This window comes from Neobacillus sp. NPDC097160 (genome assembly GCF_044762155.1).
Classification (GTDB): domain Bacteria; phylum Bacillota; class Bacilli; order Bacillales; family Cytobacillaceae; genus Neobacillus.
On record NZ_JBIWDU010000001.1, the window covers coordinates 279921 to 304501 of the forward strand.

Here is a 24581-nt window from a genome sequence, read left to right on the forward strand (position 1 = left end):
AAGCAGAAGAACCGCCCCCTTGCTCCTTAATCTTTCATCAAATTGCTCGTCCATTTAAATGCTTCATTATAGCATTGAAGGGCAATTTCATCCTCAATTTGCAATTTCTCACAACAAGAACTAACATCATTCCAATTTCCTTTTTCAATGGAGATGCCTAAATCCAATGAATCTTTTAACTGATTAGAATTCCCTTTTAGTGCTTCGCAGATGTTTTCTTGAAGCGGCATTACCCTTAATACCTCATCCATCTCCATTCCTAACAATACATCCATAAGGGAAAACATTCCGGTTAAGAAATACGATGATGATTCCTTGCGCAAATTTTTATGTAAGGCAATAAGCTCACACATTTTTGCTCTAGTCAGGCTATTGTTAAATATTTCTCTAGACCATTCACTCTTTCCAGTGATATTTCCTCTGATTGCAAGAATATAGAGCCATTTTTTAAGTTCATTTAACCCAAGACGGATAAGTGCCTGTCTAATTGAGTTTATTTTACTCTTTGGGCGAAATGCTGGGGAATTAATCAGTTTAAGAAGCTTATATGATAATGATAAATCTTGTTCAATTAACTGGGTTATGTAATCGAGATCAGGTTCACTTATAGATAAATGATTGATAATGGCAAAATAATTTTGAAAATACTCAGGAACATCCCGAGTGGAAAGAATGATAGGCCTGGAAAAAAAGTAACCCTGAAAATATTCATAGCCTATTTTTACAGCGGAGTCAAACTCTTCTGAGGTTTCAATCTTTTCGGCCAGCAGTTTTATATTATATTTTAGGGAAATTTCCTCAATTGTGTGCCTCATTTGCTCTGTTGTCTCTCTGAAATCCACCTTAATAATATCTGCATATTCCATTAGGGAGTAAGAATGGGGATTATCCCTATTAAAAACAAAATCATCGAGCGCAATTTGATAACCCTTACACTTAAGTTCATTGCAAATATCCAATAGTTCCTGACTTATTTCAACAGTTTCTAATATTTCTACTACTATTTCGTTCGGTTGGAAATAAGTCGGAAGCCTTAATTGAAGTAGTTTTTCTGTAAAATTAATAAAACAAGGTTTCCCACTTGAAAGTTCATTCATTCCAATATTAATAAAACTATTAATAATAACATCTGTCGTAGCCATATCTCCGTTAATTTCAGGAAACTTGTTCTCTTGATTATTCCGGTAGAGCAACTCATAGGCAAAAATTTCTTTCCTTTTCGTGAATATTGGCTGCCTGGCGACAAAAGCCTCCATTCTAATCCCCCTCAAATTAGCAAAATTGCGCGAAAATGATCCTAATTTATCTGTCGAATTTTTTGTTATATTTGGATATTATAAATTAAATATATCGTAAAACGAAATATTGCTCAACTGAATTTTCAAGATTATTGGTAATTATTGAAATTTTTCCAAGAAAGTTAATAACGAAAAGGAGTTTTCATTTTTTTCTCTTAAAAAAAAAACTGAATGGGATTATCCATTCAGCTTTCGACACTTTAATTTAATTCTAATTGTGTCTTTAATTCAGTTTGAACCCTTTGTTTTTCTTCAGGTGAAACCAATCCATAATAAATTTTATTGATCATTGTTCCTTGTTCTTTTATCTCCATTTGCTGAATGTTTTTTCCGGCCTCTTTATAATTTTTTTGAATGTCCATGAGTTGATCAAAAGTTAGGTTGGTCCTTACATTTTTGCCAAGGGCGGCGAAAATATCAGAGAAATTAGTCAAACTTGATACACTTGCTCCTTCCTGAATGACTCCCTGAATGATTTGGCGCTGCCTTGTTTGACGGCCAAAGTCACCCCTTGGGTCTTCGTAACGCATTCTAGTATAGCTTAAAGCTTTTTCACCAGACAGATTCAATGCTCCCTTTGTAAAATGGAATCCATCTTGCGTAAAGTCTAAATCATTCTGGACTGTAATTCCGCCAACAGCATCAACGATATCCTTAAATCCTTCCATGTTTACCTGCATATAATAATCGATTGGAATATCAAGGAAATTCTCAACTGTATCCATTGACATTGGGATTCCACCAAATGCATAGGCATGGTTAATCTTATCTTCTTTCCCTTTTCCTATTATTTCAGTACGGGTGTCACGCGGAATACTCAGCATTTTTACTGAATTATTATTTGGATTTACGGCCAATACGATAATTGTATCAGAACGACCTTTGTCCCCTTTACGTTCATCCACACCTAACATTAATACGGAAAATGGGTCTTTGTTTTTGAACGTTACTGGTTCTTGACGTTTTTCCGATTGTTTCCGTTCAATTGGCTGGTGCATTGTTTCGACAGCATTTTTAAAAGATTTATATACTGTAAAAGCATAAGCGCCACCAGCAACTAACAAAACTAAAAGGATAATTCCAGTTACTTTAAGCCACTTTCTTTTCTTTTTAGTAGTCCTCATTCGGCAGATCCTCCAAAAAATATACAATTTTTTTACATCTATCATATAGAATAGCAAAAAATTCGTGGGGTGAATATAAAAAATGTGAGATTTTCCCTTTTGATTGACACTCAACTATATTTGGCTTGTGCCGTTTTTTTTATTTACTCTCTTTTAAGAACAGAAGAAATGGATTTGGTTGAAAAACATGCTAATACATTATAATGAACAGAGCGTTCTTTATTGAATGCAAAAAAAGTAAGGAAACACGAGATTTAACGATAAAAAGAACGATAATTGTCGTTATTTAGGTGAAAAGACCTGTTTGTTGGGTTTTTCAAGTTTACTATTTTAGCATATACTCAACTTAGTGGTTCATTATAAAGAACGACTACTCCGAATCGTTCTGGCTACATAAGAAGATAAATTGCTTACTATCAAACGGATTCTAACGATTTAAAAAGGAGGGAGAACAAATTATATTTGCTAGATTAATACATGGGGAATTAAGCGGATTTTGTAAATATTTTGTAGGAATTTGTAATAAATTAAATAGGAAACCTTTTAGTAAAACGACAAAATACAACAATTTAATAAAATAGGACTAGATATAATAAAGATATCATCTTTGAATTAAGTATATAAACCTATGAATGTTTAGTGGAAATGGTAAAATTGTATTGTTTCAATGGGATTTGAAACAGAAAAAGGCAAACCCTTTGAAAAAAGGGGACGCAAAGCCGAGGGTCTAAGGCAGGTGCTACATGCTATGATGGCCGGGTTACCTGGAATACGTGTGTATTTTAGGGGTGATAAGGATGTTAATGACAGACCGAGAAGTTACGGACATCGACAAGGAATGGCTGGAACTCATTTTAGAGGCAAAAGAATTGGGATTATCAATTGAAACCGTTCAGGCGTTCTTACATCAAGATTAGCTACAAGTAAAATACCTGTGAATAACTAGCATACATACAAAAAATTTAAAGCATTCTGCAAAAATTATCTTTTTGCGGAATGCTTTTTTTCTCCTTGCCAAATTGCAATCCAATATTTTGGCTTTGCGAATGGATTTCCTTTGTCATCTATGCCGTTTTAAACACCAAACGAAGCTCCATTCTTTCTACTATATTTATAGTTGATTTAGGCATTCAAAGCCAATTGAATCATCAGCTCGATCCCAGCGGGGATGGCGGCTTCGTCGATGTCAAATTTTGGATGGTGGTGCGGATATTGACTATTTTCACTTTTCATTCCGACGTTGATGAAGGCTCCGGTTTTTTCCTTTAAATAATAGGAGAAATCTTCAGCGCCCATTACTGGTTCCTTTTCCACGAAGACATTTTCGCCAAAGGATTTTTTGATAATTCCCTTCGCAACTTCGCATGCCTCCGGGTGATTGTACAATGGCGGCGTTCCCTCGATAAAGTGGTAGTGCCCCTTTGCGCCAAAGCTTGCGCAAATAGCTTCCGTTAGCTGTGCTGTTTTTTTGTGCATCAGTTCGGCTCCTTCAAACGTCAACGCTCGAATCGTTCCTTGCAGTGTAACTTTTTCAGGAATAACATTATAGGAATTGCCTGCTTGCATCCCGCCAAACGAAATGACGCCTGCATGCAGCGGGTTTAAGTTCCTGCTGACAATCGATTGAAACGCCTGAATAAGGTGGGTCGCGATGTAGATCGGGTCCACCGTTTCATGTGGATAGCCGCCATGACCTCCTGTTCCTTCAATTGTGATGTCAAAGTCGTCGCTCGAGGCCATGGCATAGCCGGTGGCAAAGCCAATTTCTCCAAGCGGCATTCCAGAGATATAATGAATGCCGTAGATAGCATCGACTCCGTCTAAAATCCCTTCTTTTACAAGCTGTTGTGCGCCGCTTGGCGAGGCTTCCTCAGAGCTTTGAAAAATTAAGACAATATTGTTTTTTACAAGATGTGGATTTTCGCTCATCCATTTTGCAGCCGCGAGCAATGTAGCAGTATGACCATCATGGCCGCAGCCGTGCATAACGCCGGGGACCGTTGAAATATACGGCTTGTTTTCTCCTTCTTCATGAAGCGGCAGGGCATCCATATCGGCCCTTAGCGCAATTGTCTTTTTTCCTTCTGTTCCTTTAAAAAAAGCAATCACATTGGGTGCTGAAAACCGCGAATCTGTCGGAATACCAAATTCCGTTAATTTCTCTTTTACATAGGCTTCTGTCTTATATTCTTGTCCTGATAACTCCGGGTGCATATGAAAATGCCGGCGCTGCTGAATCGTCCAATCAATTAGCTCTGAATCTACTAATTTTGTCTGTAACATGGTTGCTCCTCCGTGGTGGTTATTTTTCTAAAAATAAACGTGGATAATTATACGATTATCTTAATATATATTCACGTGGAATGCAACCAGAAAGGAACCAGTGAATAGTGTCATGCGCCCATTGAACAGATTCATTTACCAATAGGAAAACAGGATTTTGCCATTATCACGTTTTGTAATTAATGTCATTTATTTGTTTATAGTCCAACTTTCAACAAAATATGATACTATCAAAGATATTACAGAATCGAAGGGGAAAGAAGATCATGTCGTTAAGTGTTAAGTTGGAAACATTTCGGAAAATGCCTAAAATAATCTTAGTTCTTTGCATGGTATTGACGGTGATCCCGGGTTTTTTAGCTAGATTGGATATGTTTTATATTGATGATATGGTTTGGTTTTTATTGCTGATCCCATGCTTTATTTTTTCCTATTATTTAGGGTTTGTCGGCGGGCTTTTTGCGGCATTGACGGTTAACATCTATCATCTGTTTTGGTTTACTTATGAAAAATACCTGCTAATGGCGGAATTAGTCAACCAGGAATTATCACTCCATGTGGGTGTGGCTATCGTCACATTTTTGTGTGCAATTGGTGTTGGATTATTGTCGGAAAAACTAACCGAAAAACAAATGCAGCTACATAGCTTGAATCAAAAATTAAAGCATTTAGCCTTATATGATTCTCTAACAAGCCTCCCAAACCGCCATTATTTCATGGAAAAATTATCCAAAAATTTGCATGGAAGTCAACCGGTTTCCCTGTTGTTTGTTGATTTAGACGGATTTAAAAAAGTAAATGATACCTATGGTCACGAAGAGGGCGATCATATATTAATAGAAGTAGCGAATCGGTTAAAACACTGCTGCAATGATTCTATGTTTGTAGGCCGCCTTGGGGGCGATGAATTTATTGTCTTGTTAGTGGGGGCAGATCAAGAAACATCCATTGACATCGCGACGGAGATCTTGAAGAAGCTACAAATGAATGTACATGATTTGAAGATCTCGGCCAGCATTGGCATCGCCTTAGCTAAACCTGGCGATACCCCTTCATCCCTATTAAAAAGTGCGGATACCGCCATGTATCATGTTAAATCCACTGGAAAAAATGCAGTCGGTGCCTGAACTAAACCATAGTCATTTTTTGAAGAGCCAACATGCATGTTGGCTCTTCTTCACTTTTAGGGTCATTGCCTCCGGTGCGGGTCTTGAAGGACATGTTAATCAAGGTTCCTTGTTGAAAAACTTTGAGTGAGGATATCCTATCAGGGATGAGCTCCAATATGTGCGGATTACGACTTAAACGTCTTTAACGGCTTGATGAAGACTATTTTGCAGGCTTTGGAGCAGGGTTTTGGTCTTCATTGGCTTGATGAAGACCATTTTGCTAGCTTTGGAGCAGGGTTTTGGTCTTCATTGGCTTTATGAAGACCATTTTGCGGGCTTTGGAGTAGGGTTTTGGTCTTCATTAGCTTGATGAATTCATTTCTCTGGAAAATTTGCCAGAAATGAATCCAATACCTCTCAATGGATGCATTTCATTCGGGATTTTTACCAGAAATGAATCCAATGCCCCCTTAATGAATCCATTCATTCACACTTTCCTCCTAAAACGAACTTTTGTTAGATCCTTACCACTGAATTTTGGTGTCAGGTACCAGTTTCAAATTAATTCCAAATGGTGCCTGACACCATTATCAAGTTTATTCCAAAATACCCCCACGAATTTCCGGCAGCGAGCAAAATCTGTTGCTTGCAGCGCAACCTCGACCTTCAGTGTGACCTCCAAACGACTGTGAACATAGAGCATGTCGCGAAAGGCATCAACTGCGCCGCAAAAGTGGGGATAAAAGCTATCGCCTGTGCCGATTACACCTGTCACAACATGCTTGACATCCGCCGCTTCAAAAGCGTGATATAGCGCGAGCATTTCACCCGGAATATCTCCATCTCCCCATGTATAAGTTCCAATGATGACCCCATCAAATGCCGATAAATCCCGCAAAGGAAACTGTTCAACCCGAAATAGATGTACCTTTATTTCATTCTCAAAAAATAAATCCCTTATGCAATGGACTAGTTCTTCCGTATGCCCTGTTTTAGAGGTATACACGATGGCAATATTCATAGTTCATCAAAACTATTCGATTGCGACACCTTCGCATAGGTTCGCGACTTTTGTTCAAAGAAATCCGATTTGGTCCCGTTCATCATTTCATCGCTGAACACATGAATCCAGGGCATTGGATTGGTTCGCTCTTCATATAGATTCGCTAAACCAAGCTGGCGCAAGCGTTTATTTGCAAGATACTCTGTATATCCATCGTACTCGTCCAAATCAATTCCGTTTATATCCCGCAAAATGAAATGAGCCCACTTCTTTTCCAACTCGACAGCTTTTCCAATCGCCCGATAGACATAGTCGATATTTTCCCGATGATTCAATTCAGGATGTTCTGTTAACAGAATCCGGATAAACTGGGAGATGAAGTAGGCGTGCTGCATTTCATCCCGTTGGATATAGCTGATCATTGTGCTTGTCTTAAGCATTTTTTGCTGACCGGCAAGATGATAGAAGAAAGCGAATCCTGCATAAAAATAGATCCCCTCGAGATTAATCGAGTTCACCGCTAATTGGAATAAATGCTGTGGTGTGGGGTTCTGGCGAAAGCTTTCATATGCCTGCAAAATCAGATGGTTTCGCTCCTGTACGATTGGGTCACTTTTCGCTTGATTGAACCGGGCATTCTGTTCGCTCAAAGGAACAAGTGAGCTCAGAATATATGAATAGGATTCATTATGAACCGCTTCCTGCTGAGCAATGACAGCAAAAATCGCCTTAAAGCTGGAATCCGTCACATAATCCATCACTTGCGTCATCGTCGGTGTTTGCAGGCTATCAAGCGAGGCAAGCTGGGTATTGATCCGTAAAAAAACATCTTTCTCCGTCGCGCTGAGCAGGTCCCATTGTTTAATATCATCCTGCATATTAATTTCTTGCGCCTTCCAAAAGTTTCCTAATAAAGTTTGATACAAATCGTACATTTGCGGGTAGGCGATATCATTCCAGTTCAGCAGGCCGGATGACTCGCCGTTAATGATCCCTGTTGATTTATTAGGAAACTCCGGGTTTAGCAATTTTATTTTTGATAAGGGAGCATGAATATCCATTAATAGAAACCTCCTGCGTATTTTGCTAAATTTATTAAAAAACAAAACCAATGCTAACTTTGACATGCCTCACATTCGGCTATTTCTGCCTGCGATGTACTTCTGACGTAGTACGTCGTTTTTAGCCCATGCTGCCACGCTTCCATATGCAGGTTAAGTAAATCCTTGGCTTTGATATCATGACGAACATACAGGTTGAAGCTAATCCCTTGGTCGATGTGACGCTGGCGGGCTGCGTTTTGTTTAATGCTCCATACTTGATCTAGTTCATGTCTTGCCCGGCGGTAATAGGTATATGTTCGATGATTCAAGTCCGGGGCAGTTACCTTGAATTTAAAATTTTTCTTCTCCTCGGCATACTCAACCGAATAGATCGGATCAATCCCATCTGTGGAGCCGCCGATTTTCGCCGTTGAGGAGTTTGGTGCAACGGCCATTAGCCAGCCGTTACGGATTCCATTTTCCGCAATCTCCGTTGCTAAATCGAGCCACCGATTAGAACGATAATTTTTTCGCGAAAAATACGCCCCTGTTTGCCACTCAGATCCTTGAAACTCCCGATACGTCCCTTTTTCGATGGCCAGCTCCTTGGAAGTCCGAATCGTATAGTAAGCAATGTCCTCATACAGGTGATCGGCCAATTCGACTGCGGCCCCTGACTCCCAGTGAATGCTTCTAAGGGCAAGCAGATGGTGCCAGCCGAACGTTCCAAGTCCAATGGCCCTGAATTTTTGATTGGTAATCTGAGCCTGTCCAACCGAAATGGTATTTAAGTCAATCACGTTATCCAACATTCTTACTTGAATGCAAATCAATCGCTCTAGCACCCCAGCCGGCACCGCTTTTGCGAGATTAATAGAAGACAAGTTACAAACCACGAAATCACCGGGCTTCCGAACGATGACGATGTTCCCATCTTCATCCTGGTATTCGTTGACAATCGTTGTCGCTGACATATTTTGCGCGATTTCCGTGCATAAGTTGCTGCAATAAATCGAGGTGCGCCCCGCTCCAATAAGATGCTTATTGGGATTTTGCCGGTTCACTTCATCCCGATAGAACATATACGGGGTCCCCGTTTCCAACTGGGACACCATAATCCGCGCCATGATATCCATCGCCCGGTACGATTTCCGCGGCAGCAACGGATGGGCCGCGGCTTCCTCGTATTTTTCAGAAAAAAAGTGCCTGTCGGTTTCATCATAAAAATCCTCGAGTCCAAGTGGGGTCCCGTTTTCATCTCTCCAGCCCATATATTGCTTCACTTGATGGGGGCAAAAGGTATGCCACTCACCGATACTTCTTCCTTTCTCGTCTGTTTCTTGAAGTTTTTTCATAAAAAGATCGGGTATAGCCACCCCGGTAAAAATATCATGGGCTTTGCGGCGTTCATCGCCATTATTTGTTTTCAAAACGAGAAAGCCGTTCATGATATCTTTATGGAACACATCTAAGTACACGGCAATGGCGCCTTGCCGCTGCCCTAACTGGTCGACGCTGACGGCAGTACCATTGACGAGCTTAATCCACGGCACAATCCCCGAAGAGTTCCCTTTGAATTTTTTAATATCGGAGCCAAGGGCGCGGACTTTTCCATAATAGAGTCCAATACCGCCGCCATCTTTACTCAACCTGGCGATATCCCAATTATTTAAATAAATGCCGTCGAGGGAATCGTCAACGGTATCAATAAAACACGAGGAGAGCTGGCCAAAGCTTTTTCCAGCATTCGCTAATGTCGGTGTCGCAACGGTCATGTAGAGATGACTTAATGCCCAATAGGCTTCTTTCACAAGCTGTAGGCGTTTCGAGGGATGCTCATTCTGCATGATCGTCATCGCGATGATCATAAAGCGCTCTTGCGGCAGTTCATATACATTTCGCTCATGATCTTGCGCCAGATAGCGGTCTGCCAGTAAAAATAACCCGATGTATGTAAAAAGGGTATCTCGCTCCGGGTCGATCTCTTTAGCTAATTCATCGATTTCGTTTTTCGAATAGCTGTTTAGTAGATTGTTCGAATAAATGCCGATTTCCGTTAATTGGTTGATTAGCTGGAAAAAATCACCGTACGTTGCTTGGCGGTCATATCCCCGGTTCTTTGCCGCTTCCTGATATAATTCATTCAAATATAATCGGGCGGCGACAAAGGTCCAATCGGGCTGATCCATCGCAATCTGATTGACGGCATAGAGCAGCGCTTGCCGGTTGGCCGCTGCCCCTGTTGCAGCCAATTCTCTGATTTGCTTTTCCAGCATCGTTGTATCCAACTGATATTTCTCCGCCGCTTGTTTGATAGAAGTTACTAGCAGATGAAATTCATCTTTTATTTTTGTAGTCATGGTTTCATTCCTCCTGGAAAAACAATAGTGTTTTGTGTCACAATCAACCCCCGAAACGACAAAAAATCCGCTCGGGATCTCCGAGTGGATGAAACGGATCACTACACAAAAGGAAAAAGTAGATTTCCTGCCTTTTGCTGCCACCGTTCATCTTCTCAATCCCCGAAGAAGTGAAACTACTTAAGAAAGACAGGTCTCCTGACTTATGCTTCATTCTACTCCTGAGCCCTTCCCATATCAGCGTCTATTTTCATAAACTTTCTCATACAGTGGTTTGCTCATTTCGTCAGCAATTACAGTTGCGGGGGCAGCTCCGGATTCACACCGGATTCCCTATTAAGCCGCTAGCGGCATCTTTACCTAAGGTAAATACAATATATAGTTGTATTTTCTAAAAACATAACAATATGTAGTTAAGAAACTAAAATCAATCATAGTATAAATAGTTTCGTATTTCAAGTATTTTCGGAAAGGGAAACAAAATCTAGGCCATTGCGCCCTTTTTAAAAAAATTTACACGATTCATAAAAATTAATATAATAATAGTATAAATTACCTGTAATGTTCCCTCTGTAATGGTTTTGGTAAAAAATAAATAGTTTTTGTCTTGATTATGAAGGTAAGGAGATTTTCAATGAATATTGGTGTTGAAGTGGGTTTATATCAAGTAGTGATTGTCCTCTTACCTATTTTTGTTTACCATTTATTTTTTAATGAAAAGGAATTCGAGCGTAGAAAGCCCTTTTCAAAACTGACCATTATTTTAATTCTCATCCTCATTCTAACGATGTCATTTCCTGTAAAATTTTCCGAGGAGTATGTGTATGATTTTAGAATTGTGCCCTTTATTATCGCCTTTGTGTATGGCGGGACTATTCCAGGTTTATTCACAGCGGTGGTTCTGTTAGGGTACCGGTTTATCATTGGCGGGGATGGCTTTTATGTCGTTCTAGTCAATTACTCACTCACTTGTGCAGTTTTCATTTTAATGCGCAATCAATATGAATCATTTAAAAAGAAAAATAAGCTGATGTTTGTTAGTTTTGTGTTTTGGGTTAACACGATTATCGTGATCCTCACGCTATTTACAAAAAATCAAATAGAGCAAATTCCTTTTATGGTGGTGTTTTATTTCATCACTTGGATTTGCTTAGTGATGGTTGTATTTGTCATGGAAAATGTCAATCAGCAAATGGAAATGCGTGAAAAATTGCAAAAGGATGAACGTCTTAATGTGATTAGTCAGCTTGCCGCTTCAGTTGCCCATGAAGTCAGAAATCCGTTAACATCTGTTCGCGGCTTTTTACAGTTAATGGATGATGACGATAATTTAAAAAGTGCCCAGAGGCATTATATTGAGATTGCTTTAGCAGAACTTGACCATGCGCAATCGATTATTAATGATTATCTTTCCTTGGCAAAACCGAATACGGAAGGTTTGACAATTGTCAATGTTTCGGACGAGGTTAAAAAGACAGTCGCACTCATGACCTCTTATTCAAATATCCAAAACATTTCCATTCACATGAATATTCAAGATTCCCTTTATATGAAAGGTAATAAAAGTGAAATGAAGCAGGTTTTAGTCAATATTATGAAAAATGGCATTGAAGCGATGAGGACTGGTGGCGATCTCCATGTTCAGGCGATGGAGAAGGATGACGAAATCATGATTAACATCATTGATAGCGGCAAGGGAATGACAAAAGACCAGCTTGCCAAATTAGGGACGCCTTTTTATACGACAAAGGAAAAAGGAACAGGTGTGGGTCTAACAATCTCGTTTCAACTTATTCAAGCAATGAAAGGGACGATATCGGTAGAAAGCCATGTCGGACAGGGGACTACTTTTATGATTCGATTTCCGCGCTGGTCACACCCCGATGCGGTCGAAGAATGAGGTAAAAAAACCACGTTGTACTGTGGTTTTTCTTTTTTTAAGAGACGCTTTCGCCCCCAGGTTGGTATAGAAGATTCATTATTACATGTCCGGTACTGGAAACACATTCGAAAGGCATCCTTTTTGGTACGTACTACATTACCATGGCTAAATATAAATCAAAAAAGAGGCTGTCCTAATGACAGCCCAAGAAAAACCGAGAGATTTATAGAGGATCATATGATGATCTACTGTAATCCGAAAGGCTGCAATCCTTCCTTTTTCACCTTAATACGCCAAACCACGTTTTTAGATGACTCGGTTACATATAGGTAGCCATCATGAAAAGCCAGGTTAGTGGTAAAGGTACCTGCATCTTCAGGTAAGCGGATAGTGCCATATTTAAATCCGCTGGCATCAAGAACGGCAATTTCTCCCGCTTGAAAATGGGCAAGATATAGATTGCCTTCGCTATCAACTGCAAGTCCATCTGGGCCGATTCCACCCTCAAATTGCCCGAAAACAAACGCTACTTCACGTGAATCTTTGGCATTTTTAGATGGAACAGAGATAATTCGATTTGTGGCAAAATCAGAGATATAGACACGCTGCCCGTCTCCCGAGATGGCGATCCCATTTGGGTAGGCAATATTTTCTTGAAAAAGCTGGGGCTCGGAACTTCCCGGCGGCAGATAGAAGACACGCCCGATTGGCTTTGTTGCGCTAGACCCCATCGGCTCGGTAAAATAAAGTCCGCCGGATTCATCGAATACCAGGTCATTCAGGCCGTTTAACGGCTTACCGTTGTAGGAATTTACAATCAAGGTGCGTTCTCCTGTAGTGGTGTTGTATGCATAAAGTTCGCCTGTAACATCCGTGATAAAGAGGCGTCCATCTTTATGAAACATTGCGCCAACGGGAAGTTTATTGGTATTTTTATCAACGATTTTAACCTGATCGTTTTCGACCTTCATGATTTCCCCGGTAGCCGGACTGACCATCCATATTTGGCCATTTCGATCAAAATTAATCCCCTCGATGAAGCCGCTGCCAGTAGTGACTTTTTCCCATTTGGCATTAGGATGGACAATTTCCGAAATTGAATGTCTATCCTTCGTGGGGACAGGTTTTGTTTCGTATAATGCTTTTGCACCGACTACAGTAACAGCCACAAGGGAAAGAACAATGAACAAGGTAACTGCGAAACCCTTTTTTCTCATTTTTTGAATCCTCCTTTTTAGATAATTGAGTATAAAAATCAATCTTAGATGATTAAACAATGATACCTGAAAGCGTATGCAGCTTTACTGTAGCATTGTCCTAAGAACAGAAACAACGCTAAATAGTATCTGAATTTTTATTTAATTCAGATAAATATTCCTACTATTGGGGAAATAAATAATCTGTTAAACTATAGGATTAGTCTATTGGCGGTTAATATGTTATTGCGGGTTCCAATCAAGACTATTGGAACCCGGAATTAGATTTAGAGGATCAAAAAGGGTTCCAATCGAGGCTATAGGAACCCGAAAATAGATTCAGAGAGCCGAAAAGGGCTCCAATTCAGTGAAAAAGGCACTTCTAAGTAGGTACGGTGTTTAGGAAATAAACTATATCAGCGAATTCGACCGATTTATCAGCGAATAATCAAATATATCAGCGAATCCGACCGATTTATCAGCGAATATTCAATTATATCAGCGAATCAATGCCAGGGCCGGTTTGATAGCACTAAATCATCCACTAGAAACGTTATTTTTACCGGAATTCGCAATTTCTGTCTTCTTACAAGAAATTTATTTGCGAAACTAACGAGTTTATTTGCGAAACTCCCCGATTTATTTGCGAAACGACCGAGTTTATTTGCGAAACCCCCGCTTTATTTGCGAAACCTAAAACTAGCTATCTTCAAAACAAAAAAGAGGCTGCCCGGAGACAGCCTTCAAATAACAATTACCGTGAATGAACTTTTTCGCCTTGCACCCAGACTTCACAAATGTTTTCCGGCCGCGCCAAGTACATGATTTTTTGAAAAATATCATGTAAATCCTCATTTGCATCATAGAGAGGCAATTTGGCCGTTTCGAACGTCGTATCAATGATTTGAACATCCCAAGCATAGTTTTGGACTAAACGTCCGATTGGCAGGCTGACACTTTCGCCACCGCCGGCAGTAGCGAGATAGAACGCTTCATTAATAGTGATGCGGGAATTTGGCACACCGCGATCTCCAGCAGGAAGGGCAGTATTCACACCATCCTCCAACATCCTCGATGACATCACCGCTTGCCTCACGTTGTCAAACAAACTCGGTGAAAAACCGCCGGAAATGTCAGACCCTAACCCAATCTCTACACCTTTAGCAAGCAGACGGGCAATGGGAATAACACTATTAGCAAAATAAGCATTGGAAATCGGACAATGGCATACAGCAGTACCCGTTTCCGTAAATAAGTCCGCATCCTGATCACCTAAGAAATTGCAATGCGCCATGACCGACTTTTCACGTAATAGACCAAAATCATGTAAGGCAAACGCATCATTTTTCCGAAAACGCTCCCGGACGTACCCATGCTCCCAATCACTTTCGCTGCAGTGTGATTGCACATATGTATCATACTTTGCCGCTAATTCTCCTAAACCTTTTAACGCCTCGTCGGTACAGCTGGGAATAAAGCGCGGAGTCACAACTGGGTAAACGCCCTGTTTCGTCCGCTTAGCTAATTCTTTGACTGCTAAAATAAATTCCTCGGTATCCGCTATGGCCGTTTGTGCATCAGCGTCGCGATAATAGTCGGGCGTTTGTTCAGGGTTATCCATCACCACTTTCCCCACTAATCCGCGCTGCCCTTTTCCGGCACAAATCTCGGCAAGCACTAAACTGGCTTCCTTATGAACCGTGGCAAAATAAAGCGCCGTCGTTGTTCCGTTTGCGAGCAGGGTGCTTACGACATCTTGGTAGACATTTTTCGCAAAAGCTACATCCGCAAATTTAGACTCAATTGGGAAGGTATACGTGTTTAACCAATCATAGAGCGGGATGTCTAATGCCGTTCCAGCTTGCGCCCATTGCGGTGCATGCACATGCAAATCGATGAAACCAGGCAAGAAGTACTGGCCTTCAGCTAACCGATGAAAGGTTTCATCACCACTATAGGCATCCAATAAAGGTTGGTAGTCGGCATCTTCCGGGGCAACGACTTTTTCAATCATGCCTTCTGCATTAATACAGAAAAGATAGTCCTTTAAAATTTGTACATCTTTTGGTGAATTGCTTGAAAAAGCAGTTCCAAGAAAAATATTTGTGTATTGTTTCATGTAAGCCACCTTCATTAAAAAAATTTTTTTTGCAATTATAGGGGATTCAAAATGGGGATGCAAAAAAACGTTCTCTGCTTCCACTTTGCATTATCAATTTGCCAGTGTTTATAATTTATTAACTATACAATCCAAAAGGAGGGAAGACAATGTCCTTCACTAAAAAATATGAATCCTATTTAAATCATGAAGTATTCAATGATACCCCGGGAATGGTCGAAATCAAAGCAAGAAAGGAACTGCTTGAAGCGCCGGATGTGGATCAGCAGCAGATAAGAGAGATTTTTCAAACGGGCATGAAATCAGTGCCTATAGACCGAGGTTCTACTCCAACACTGTACTTTCCGATAAAAATCAGATTAAAAGTGGAGGCAGTTTTGCTGTTATCTCCAAAAAATAACATGGAAGAGGAGTTTGCAAGCAAGCTTGATTATTTGGAAAAACTGGCTGACCTCGGCTGCAAGTGGGCAGAGGAGAGTGCTGAAAAAGAGCAAGTAAATAAAGACTATAATCTCGCAAGAATGAAAGTAAAAAGAGTATTTTCAACCCTTACCCAGCCATTGTGTCTTGTTAGCTCAACCGGGGTGATTCAGGAAATCAATGACCTGCTTGCTTCAATGGCAGGAAAAAGAAGAACGATCTTACTTGGAGAGAGGATTTCACAGCTGCTTACACCCTCCAGTTGGGAAAGGATTCAAGGGGCAACACGAAAAGTAGAAATGCAGCTGAGGCTTCACGATCATCGAGAGGGCGATATTTTAGCTACGGTTCAACCAATTACATATGAGAGGGAGATTGAATCTTACCTTATTATTGTCAAAAAGTTAAAAACACCTAAGAGTGAGACGAAACATCGAAAGTTGCATACGTTTGCGGAAATAAAGGGTATTAGTGAACCACTCCAGCAAGCAATCCATGCAGCGAAGCGGGTGGCCAAGGGAGATGCCACCATCATGCTGCGGGGGGAAAGCGGAACAGGGAAGGAATTGTTTGCGCAATCGATCCATAGTGAAAGTGAACGGAAGGAGAAACCGTTTGTCACGATCAATTGTGCGGCGATTCCGAAGGATTTGCTTGAAAGTGAGTTGTTTGGCTATGAAAAGGGTGCCTTTACTGGTGCGGAAAAGGATAAACCCGGGCGCTTTGAAATAGCCAACAAGGGAACGATTTTTTTAGATGAAATCGGGGATATGCCCCTTTATTTACAAGCGAAAATCCTTCGCGTTATTCAAGAAAAAACCATTGAACGAATTGGTTCGAATAAAAGTATTGACATCGATGTGCGGATCATTACGGCAACGCATCAAAACTTGGAAAGTCTCGTAAAGGAAGAGAAGTTTCGCGAAGATTTGTATTATCGCATCAGTGTGATTCCGATTTTTATTCCGCCGCTTCGGGAGCGGAAGGAAGATTTGCCGATTTTAATCGAACATTACGTGCGGGAATTCTCAAAGGCGATGAAGCTTCCTCCAAAACGATTATCAGAAGAGGCGCTGCATAAGCTCCTAGACTATCGATGGCCCGGTAATATTCGGGAGATGCAAAACGTCGTCCGCCATTTTGTCGAGTTAGAAATTGGCGAGACAGTTACACTGAAAAGCTTGCCATTACTAGTTTTTGATAAAGATGAGGAATTTACGTTAAAGCGGGTTGCTGAAGCCCCAAAATCCTCTTCTAAACTAGAGAAAAGTGAAATTATCCATTTATTAGACCGTTATGGTTGGCATACAGAGGGAAAGAAAAAAGCGGCATCTGTCCTGGGAGTCAGCCTTGCTACCCTATACCGGCGAATGAAGAAGTTGCACATATAGTAAAATGAGAAAAGTTGAGAAACTGTGAGAAAATATGAGAAAAATAAATAAATGTATTATATTTTTACGTATAACAGGGATTTGTTTCTCATTTTTTCTCAACATGAGAAAGAACAAACCAAATGCAAGATTGTTCCAAAACATCAAAATAGTCTGCAAATGGACTATTTTTTTATGAATGCGAAAAGTTGGCACGGAACTTGCATATTAGAAGGATGTGGTTGTCAATGGGGTGGATTATCACAAAAAAGGATATCCCCTATATTAGTTTAGGCGCAAAATTCCTAGCTTGCGGCGGAGGTGGAGACACTAAAACAGTTGAGTACTTATTCCTTTCGATAATGGATGATTCGGATCTTATTGTGGTGAAAACAGCTGTTGAAATCGAACATGAATGGATTGTTCCAGTGGCAATGGTGGGCTCTACCGTTTTATTTAACGAAGATTTGCCTACAGGGGCGGAACCCGCACAGACGCTTAAACTGTATGAAGCAGAAACAAAAAAGAATGCGGATGCCGTGATTTCGATGGAAATCGGAGGAATCAATGCCTTAATTCCACTGCTGATTGCTTTAGACAGAAATCTTCCGGTTATTGATGGAGACGCTATGGGAAGGGCGTTTCCGAAGCTGGAAATGACGACGTTTTACAACTCCAATATTTCTGTGTTTCCTTTGGCGGCCAATTCTAATGAAGAGACGCTAATCGCAAGAAATCAGCAAGAATTTTCAGAGGTATTCGATTCGTTTATTTTCAACCGAAAAGGATTTGGCAATATCGCCTGTTTTGGAATGACGGGTTCGCAAGCGAAGTCATTCATGCTTCCAGGGACATTAAAGCTGACATGCAATATCGGAAAGGCATTAACATCAGGCTCTGTTGACGAGAAACTGGCATCGCTTCAATCGATATTTTCAAATTCTATCTATGGGGAATTACAAGTGGGTTTTGTAGGACGTATTGGAACGATCGAGCGATGGTTTGAGGATAAGATGCTCGTAGGTTCATGCCAGATTGCAGGACAGCTGTCTTTTTCAGATAAAAAAGCGGAGCTTTATTTCCAAAACGAATTCTTAAGCGTTAAGGTTACTGGCAAAGGGTCATCCGCAACCCCTGACTTAATCATCTTGCTCAACTATGAAACGGGGATGCCGGTGTCTGTGTCTGATATTCGCGAAGGGTTGTTTGTACTTGTTCTCACCATACCCGCCTCTAGTATTTTTTATACAAAGGAATTGTACAAGCTCGTCGGCCCAAAGGGCTTTGGAATTCCAAATCATTTCTACGCTTCCGGTGAGGGATTAGGAGGGCTGTCAGATGAAGATTGGTATTGATATCGGCGGGACGACAACACACGCTGTCTTGGTCACTAGTGATGGCCGGATTTTACAAGCGTCGCAGCATATCACAACCCCTGATTTATTAACTGGGGTAAAAGGGTCTGTTCAAGCTCTCTTCGAAAGGACAAGTATTTGTCCGGCGGAGGTTAAGGGCATCTTTATTGGCACAACCGAGTTAATCAACGCAATATTTGAGGGACGAGTGATGTCGAGAACGGCGCTGATTCGGATTGGAACGCAGCCGACGAAAATAGAACCGGCCATTACTTTTCCAGAAACATTGCGGTCATCGCTTAAGAAGGTTTGGTTTGTAAAAAGCAGCAACCACTATAACCACGCTACATTAGAACCGAACATACACGGTGAATTATTTTCCATTTTTCAGCAAATCGAAGCACATGCAATTGAAGCAGTTTCAATTGTCGGTACGTATTCACCGATGTATGAAGAAGAAGAGCTTTGGGTGAAGAAAGCGATAAAGAAACGCTTTCCGAACATTGCGATTACCGTTTCACATAGACTTGGAAGTATCGGTTATATCGAACGTGAAAATGCAGCCATCTTAAATGCCTTATTTTCCAAACTAATCCGCAGCCTTTTGGCTGAGCTATCTAGCTGTTTTTCCGGTTTGGCCTTTACTTGTCCCTTCTGGCTGACCAAAAGTGACGGGTCGTTGATGACGGTACAGGAGGCAATGGATTTCCCGGTATTAACGATTTTCTCGGGGGTTGCTAATAGTTTGAAAGGGGCAGCCATCTTAACCTCTTATAAGGATTTGCTTGCCGTGGATATTGGCGGAAGTAAGATTTATGCCGGCCGGGTTCGAAATGAACAACTGAGAGAAGTCAATTCCTCTACCAATCTAGCAGGGATTGATACGAGTCTAGCGATGCCGGAATTTATTTCTTTGCCTTTCGGTGGTGGAAGTATCCCCAACATCGAGGATGGCCAGGTCCGTTTTCTGCCACATCATTCGAATGATATTGCGATAGAAGGTTTGTCTTGGGGTGGGTCCTCGTGGACGGTGAGTGACTGTTTTTTAAAACTTTTTCCGGAAGCTTTTTATGATGAAAAAATTGATACCGCAAGACTGGCCGACTTGTCAAACAACGATTGTGAATTGGTGGTCAGTCATGTGATGGGGCAGCTTAAATTAGCTCTGGATCAGCTTCAGGAGAGTGAAGAAGAATTGCCAATCGTTCTTGTCGGGGGAGGTAGTCCGCTTTTCGGACAGGAGTTGTTTGGTCAATATAACCAAGTGATGAATCCTGCGGGTTATCCGATTAGCAGTGCGATCGGGGCGTGTTTTGCACAAGTAAGTGAAGTGGTTGATAAAGTCTACTGGCTTCATAACAGGTCAAAAGAAGAGATTCTGGATGAAGCTGTCGCAGCCTGTAAAAAGGCTGTTTTGAAAAAAGGTGCAAGCCCGGAATCGATTCATATCTCCTATGTGGAAGAATATCCATTTGCCTATTTAAGAGGGGAAATTCTTCGCGTTAGGACAAGGGCAATGGGAGCTTTAATTTTATAAAAAGGGAGTGTGTGAAAATGGCTGAAAAAACGAATATTGGCGATGATTTCTCTTTATCTAGGGTTCCGCAATCAGAAAGGCAGTCGTTATGGAGCATCACGATTGTCAGGGTGGGTTCGCTTGCAACAATTTCACAATTTTTATTAGGAGCTGCACTAGGATATGGCATGACCTTTTGGCAGGCCTTTTGGGCAACGATGCTCGGCAGTGTTATTTTGGAGGTCATCAGTTTTCTATTAGGTTATGCTGGTGCCCGTGAAGGTCTTTCGACAAGTCTTTTATCACGATGGACGGGATTTGGCCGCTATGGTTCAAGTATCATTGGGGCAATCATTGCAATTGCGTGTATCGGCTGGTTTGGTGTGCAGAACTCTGTTTTTGCAAATGGACTTGTTCAAGCAACAGATGGTGCTTTGAGTCTTCCTGTTGCCGCAACCCTTACAGGATTAGCAGTAACGGTTTTAGTTATCTTTGGATTTAAATTACTGAGCGCAACGGCTTCGATTGCTGTTCCTGCATTTCTTTTGGCTGTTGGTGTTGGCATTTATCAAGTGCTAAGTGATCATTCGATTTTCGACTTAATGGGAGCAGCCCCTGCCGGTGAGAAGCTTACGATGGGTGTTGCAGCGACGATGGTTGCTGGCGGATTTATCATCGGTGCAGTCATCACGCCTGACTTTAGCCGTTTTGCCAAAAGTGGAAAAGATGTCTTTTGGATGACGATGATTGGAACGATTATCGGCGAGCTTTGTATCAACATGATTGCCGTGTTAATGGCACTTGCTGCCAAAACAAGTGATGTAGCCAGCATTATGATGCAAACATCCGGCTGGCTCGGCGCAATTGTGGTAGTCTTTTCGACAATCAAAATTAATAACTTGAACTTATATTCGTCATCCCTTGGTTTTACAACGATTTTTGATTCTATTTTTAAACTCAAGCTCAACCGCGGTATGGTTACCCTGGTTATCGGTATTATTGGTACCGTGCTTTCTGTTCTTGGTATTCTTGATAAATTTGTGGACTTCCTTGTGCTGTTAGGTGTTTTTATTCCGCCAGTTGCCGGGATTATGGTGATCGATTATTTCTTATTAAAAACGCACCGCAAAGCCCTGGATGAAAGCCGAAAAACGGGGGCATTGCCAGAGGATAGTGAAAAACTGAACCCAATTACCTTACTTGCCTGGGCAGCCGGATTTCTTGCTGGATATTTTGTCAAAGCCGGTATTCCGTCGATCAACTCACTTGTCGTCAGTGCCATGATCTATTACGTCGGGATGCTTATTATGAGAGCTGTAAAAAACGGTAATGGGGTAAATCGGAAGGTTGCATAAGCTAAATTATTAGAATATTGGAGGTATTTTGATTATGAGAAAAATAGGAAAACAGGAAATTGAAGATATGGCAGTTGGGGCAGCCCTGCTTGGAACAGGCGGCGGGGGTGACCCTCACATTGGAAAACTGATGGCCCTTCAGGCGATTGAAGAATATGGCGAAGTGACACTTTTGGATGTTGATGAAGTTCCAGAGGATGCGCTTGTTGTTCCTTCCTCGATGATGGGGGCGCCGACGGTTATGCTTGAGAAGCCGCCAAGCGGGGAGGAAGCGATTGAAGCCTTTCAAATCCTTGAAAAATATTTAGGGAAAAAGATCTATGCAACTTTCCCAATTGAAGCGGGCGGAGTCAACTCAATGCTGCCGTTTGCCCTTGCGGCACGATTAGGTCTGCCTGTCATTGATGCGGATGGCATGGGAAGAGCCTTCCCAGAATTACAAATGGTGACCTTTTATTTAGATGGCATTTCAGCAACACCAGGGGTTTTTGCTGATGAAAAAGGGAACACCGCTTTGTTATCAACAATTGATAATGTGTGGACGGAACGAATTGCCCGCGCTGCTACCGTTCAAATGGGCGGCTCGACAATGGTGGCCATGTATTCAATGACCGCTAAGAATTTGAAGGAGAGCGGCATCCCGAATATTTTGAAGCTGGAAGAAGAAATCGGAAAAACGATCAGATTGGCGAAAGAAAACAATGTGAATCCCATTCAGGAAGTTTTGAAAATAACGGGCGGATTTGAATTATTCCAAGGAAAAGTCAGTGATATCAACCGCAAAACGGAAACAGGCTTTGCCCGCGGGGTGGCAACCTTCGAAGGGTTGAATGCCTATAAAGGTGAAACATTAAAGCTTCGCTTCCAAAATGAACATCTGCTTGCCCAGACAGATACCCGAGTTCTTTGCGTGACACCGGATTTAATTGCCGTGCTTGATGCAGAAACAGGTCTTCCAATTACGACTGAGGGAATCCGCTACGGTGCCAGAAGTGTCGTGATCGGTATTCCATGTAATCCGAAATGGCGGACAGAAAAAGGAATTGCCACTGTTGGGCCGAGGTATTTCGGCTATGATGTTGACTATGTTCCGGTAGAAGAGCTTGTGAAAAAAGGAGTGACATTGTAATGGGATTTTATCGTATAGGAATTGATGTGGGCGGCACCCATACGGATGCCGTGCTATTAGATGAGAACAATCAGGTAGTTTCAGAAACAAAGTCGGCGACAACAGAGGATGTAGCGACAGGTATTTTTAACGCAATGCACAAAATTATTAACGATGCCAATGTGCCCCGAGAGCAAATCAAGTTTGCGATGCTTGGAACAACGCACTGTACAAATGCGATTGTCGAAAGAAAAAGGTTGAACAACATTGCCGCGGTTCGGATTGGTGCCCCGGCTACATTGGCGGTAAAGCCGCTGATTGGTGTACCGGATGACCTTCGCGATGCATTAGGAAAACATGTCTATCTTGTTCGTGGCGGCCATGAATTTGATGGCCGTGAGATTGTTTCATTAGATGAAGACCATTTGTACCAAATTGCAGAGGAAATTAAAGGTTCAGTGGATTCCGTTGCCATTACATCTGTCTTCTCACCAGTTTCCAAATCACATGAAAAGCGGGCAGGTGAGATTTTTAATGAAGTATTAGGGGATGAGGTTGCAATTTCCTTATCTTCGGAAATTGGTTCAGTCGGTTTGCTGGAACGGGAAAATGCGACGATTTTAAACGCTTCCGTGGTCAATGTGGCGAAAGCAGCAGCGGATGGCTTTATCAATGCCTTGAAAAATGAAGGCGTTGATGCGAAAGTCTTTTTTGGTCAAAATGATGGTACGTTAATGTCGGTTGACTATGCGGTGAAATACCCTATTTTCACAGTCGCATGCGGCCCGACCAATTCATTGCGTGGTGCCTCTTATTTAAGTAATCTATCAGATGCGATTGTCGTCGATGTCGGCGGTACGACATCCGATGTTGGTGTGCTAGTTCAATCCTTTCCGCGGGAATCTTCTTTGGCGGTTGAAATTGGCGGTGCACGGACCAATTTCCGGATGCCTGACCTCGTTTCAATTGGACTTGGCGGCGGTACAATTGTCCGCATCCAGGAAAATGGGGAATTTACGATTGGACCAGATAGTGTCGGCTACCGCCTTCCTGAAAAGAGCTTGATTTTCGGAGGAGATACGTTGACGACAACGGATGTGGCTGTGGCCCTTGGGAAAGTGGACCTTGGCGATGCGGAGAAAGTCACACATCTTGATAAAGAATTATTGGGTAGAATTTATGCGAAAATCGTTGAATTAGTAGAAGATGCGATTGATAAAATGAAAACAAGTGCGGGACCTGTCCCAGTCATCCTTGTCGGTGGCGGCAGCGTGTTACTCCCAGAACATCTAAATGGAGCATCTGAAGTGATTCGTCCCGAGCATTCCGGTGTGGCAAACGCGATAGGATCTGCTATTTCACAAGTCAGCGGGCAGGTTGAAAAGATTTATGTGTTAGATGAGATTGGAAGAGACAACGCCTTGGAGGCAGCGAAATCTCAAGCAATGTCCGAAGCCATTCAAGCCGGTGCGGATCCAGAAACACTTGTCATTGTCGATGTCGAAGACGTTCCGCTTGCCTACCTGCCAGGAAATGCAACTAGAATCCGTGTGAAGGCAGCTGGTGATTTAGCTCAGGAAGACCAACCTGTTGCAGCAATTTAAGGTAAGTGTGACCATTATTAAAAAAGAAACTTAAAGAAACGCCCCGGAATTATGTCTTACCTTCCGGGGCGTTTGGATTTATTTATGAGGCTAGTTTTGGTTAAGTCTGTGGAAAATCATTACATAAAGAGGTAACAGTTTTTATGATGCCTTTTGTACTTCCGACTCATGGACTAACTCCACATGAAATTTGTTGGTCTTCTCGCGAATTTCCCAATAGCCGGAAGTATACTTATAAATTACAGTGTAAAGCTTACCATCGTATAGCACTTCTTCTAATTCCATTTCCATACCACCCTATCTTTTTTTAAATGAGTGATATTATCTATATTCATTCATTCTCTTTTTATGTCAAATACTGCAAGGTTATAGGAGAAAAGAATCGTTTTTTGCAGTTGGTGGAGTAAACGGTCAAAAATCATTTCATTTGCTCGAA

The 24581-nt window shown here is 41.6% G+C and carries 18 protein-coding genes and 2 riboswitches; of the genes, 9 read left to right on the forward strand and 9 right to left on the reverse strand.

Translation table 11 applies throughout. The features are described 5' to 3' along the window. Positions 1–26: 26 nt before the first annotated feature. Together ACIQXV_RS01200 and tagU are read right to left on the reverse strand one after the other, a co-directional pair. Entirely contained in the window at positions 27–1256 is a 1230-nt protein-coding gene (locus ACIQXV_RS01200) for an EAL and HDOD domain-containing protein (protein ID WP_402954795.1), read from the reverse strand. A 242-nt stretch (positions 1257–1498) separates the two neighbouring features. Further along, positions 1499–2422: a polyisoprenyl-teichoic acid--peptidoglycan teichoic acid transferase TagU gene (gene tagU, locus ACIQXV_RS01205; protein ID WP_402954798.1), complete on the reverse strand. Its 924-nt coding sequence runs from the start codon at positions 2420–2422 to the stop codon at positions 1499–1501. A 678-nt stretch (positions 2423–3100) separates the two neighbouring features. Next, a riboswitch (cyclic di-GMP riboswitch) is annotated at positions 3101–3190 on the forward strand. A 29-nt stretch (positions 3191–3219) separates the two neighbouring features. On the opposite strand from tagU, the gene ACIQXV_RS01210 reads away from it, so the two are divergent. Then, entirely contained in the window at positions 3220–3339 is a 120-nt protein-coding gene (locus ACIQXV_RS01210; protein WP_402954801.1) for an anti-repressor SinI family protein, read from the forward strand. A gap of 205 nt (positions 3340–3544) precedes the next feature. On the opposite strand, the gene ACIQXV_RS01215 is transcribed toward ACIQXV_RS01210, so the two are convergent. After that, the gene (locus tag ACIQXV_RS01215) at positions 3545–4705 is read right to left on the reverse strand and encodes a M20 metallopeptidase family protein (RefSeq protein WP_402954804.1); all 1161 of its coding nucleotides are present in this window, start codon (positions 4703–4705) and stop codon (positions 3545–3547) included. Positions 4706–4971: 266 nt separating this feature from the next. Between ACIQXV_RS01215 and ACIQXV_RS01220 the strand changes: the two genes are divergently transcribed. Next, on the forward strand, positions 4972–5832 hold the full coding sequence (locus ACIQXV_RS01220; RefSeq protein WP_402954806.1) for a GGDEF domain-containing protein: 861 nt from the start codon (positions 4972–4974) through the stop codon (positions 5830–5832). A 538-nt stretch (positions 5833–6370) separates the two neighbouring features. Here the strand turns inward: ACIQXV_RS01220 and ACIQXV_RS01225 are convergent. The 3 genes from ACIQXV_RS01225 to ACIQXV_RS01235 are packed head-to-tail and all read right to left on the reverse strand — an operon-like array spanning position 6371 to position 10220. Further along, positions 6371–6835: a flavodoxin domain-containing protein gene (locus ACIQXV_RS01225; RefSeq protein ID WP_402954809.1), complete on the reverse strand. Its 465-nt coding sequence runs from the start codon at positions 6833–6835 to the stop codon at positions 6371–6373. Further along, positions 6832–7878, reverse strand: coding sequence for a ribonucleotide-diphosphate reductase subunit beta (locus ACIQXV_RS01230; RefSeq protein ID WP_402954812.1), 1047 nt, complete (start codon positions 7876–7878; stop codon positions 6832–6834). Before ACIQXV_RS01230 ends, ACIQXV_RS01225 begins: the two co-directional genes overlap by 4 nt. 53 nt (positions 7879–7931) lie before the next feature. Then, positions 7932–10220 (reverse strand): ribonucleoside-diphosphate reductase subunit alpha, encoded by a 2289-nt coding sequence (locus ACIQXV_RS01235; protein ID WP_402954815.1) that lies wholly within the window; start codon positions 10218–10220, stop codon positions 7932–7934. A 172-nt stretch (positions 10221–10392) separates the two neighbouring features. Beyond that, a riboswitch (cobalamin riboswitch) is annotated at positions 10393–10593 on the reverse strand. 261 nt (positions 10594–10854) lie between these two features. On the opposite strand from ACIQXV_RS01235, the gene ACIQXV_RS01240 reads away from it, so the two are divergent. Beyond that, on the forward strand, positions 10855–12120 hold the full coding sequence (locus ACIQXV_RS01240; protein ID WP_402954818.1) for an ATP-binding protein: 1266 nt from the start codon (positions 10855–10857) through the stop codon (positions 12118–12120). A 227-nt stretch (positions 12121–12347) separates the two neighbouring features. On the opposite strand, the gene ACIQXV_RS01245 is transcribed toward ACIQXV_RS01240, so the two are convergent. Both ACIQXV_RS01245 and guaD read right to left on the reverse strand, forming a co-directional pair. Further along, positions 12348–13319: an SMP-30/gluconolactonase/LRE family protein gene (locus ACIQXV_RS01245; RefSeq protein ID WP_402954821.1), complete on the reverse strand. Its 972-nt coding sequence runs from the start codon at positions 13317–13319 to the stop codon at positions 12348–12350. Between the two features lie 733 nt (positions 13320–14052). Continuing rightward, positions 14053–15417 carry a guanine deaminase gene (gene guaD, locus ACIQXV_RS01250; RefSeq protein WP_402954824.1) on the reverse strand — a complete coding sequence of 455 codons (1365 nt, stop codon included), beginning with the start codon at positions 15415–15417 and terminating at the stop codon, positions 14053–14055. Positions 15418–15566: 149 nt separating this feature from the next. Between guaD and ACIQXV_RS01255 the strand changes: the two genes are divergently transcribed. From ACIQXV_RS01255 to ACIQXV_RS01280, 6 genes are all read left to right on the forward strand, one after another. Further along, entirely contained in the window at positions 15567–17228 is a 1662-nt protein-coding gene (locus ACIQXV_RS01255; RefSeq protein ID WP_402954827.1) for a sigma-54 interaction domain-containing protein, read from the forward strand. A 227-nt stretch (positions 17229–17455) separates the two neighbouring features. Next, positions 17456–18562, forward strand: a complete 1107-nt coding sequence (locus ACIQXV_RS01260; RefSeq protein WP_402954830.1) for a DUF917 domain-containing protein — start codon at positions 17456–17458, stop codon at positions 18560–18562. Next, positions 18546–20099, forward strand: a complete 1554-nt coding sequence (locus ACIQXV_RS01265) for a hydantoinase/oxoprolinase N-terminal domain-containing protein (RefSeq protein ID WP_402954833.1) — start codon at positions 18546–18548, stop codon at positions 20097–20099. Before ACIQXV_RS01260 ends, ACIQXV_RS01265 begins: the two co-directional genes overlap by 17 nt. A gap of 17 nt (positions 20100–20116) precedes the next feature. Then, complete coding sequence (locus ACIQXV_RS01270; RefSeq protein WP_402954836.1) at positions 20117–21433, forward strand: purine-cytosine permease family protein; 1317 nt, start codon at positions 20117–20119, stop codon at positions 21431–21433. Between the two features lie 34 nt (positions 21434–21467). Further along, the gene (locus ACIQXV_RS01275; protein WP_402954839.1) at positions 21468–22562 is read left to right on the forward strand and encodes an S-methyl thiohydantoin desulfurase family protein; all 1095 of its coding nucleotides are present in this window, start codon (positions 21468–21470) and stop codon (positions 22560–22562) included. Next, on the forward strand, positions 22562–24145 hold the full coding sequence (locus tag ACIQXV_RS01280) for an ROK family protein (protein ID WP_402954842.1): 1584 nt from the start codon (positions 22562–22564) through the stop codon (positions 24143–24145). Before ACIQXV_RS01275 ends, ACIQXV_RS01280 begins: the two co-directional genes overlap by 1 nt. 141 nt (positions 24146–24286) lie before the next feature. On the opposite strand, the gene ACIQXV_RS01285 is transcribed toward ACIQXV_RS01280, so the two are convergent. Beyond that, a complete protein-coding gene (locus ACIQXV_RS01285) occupies positions 24287–24436 on the reverse strand; it encodes a hypothetical protein (RefSeq protein WP_402954845.1) in 150 nt (49 codons plus the stop codon). Positions 24437–24581: the final 145 nt, after the last annotated feature.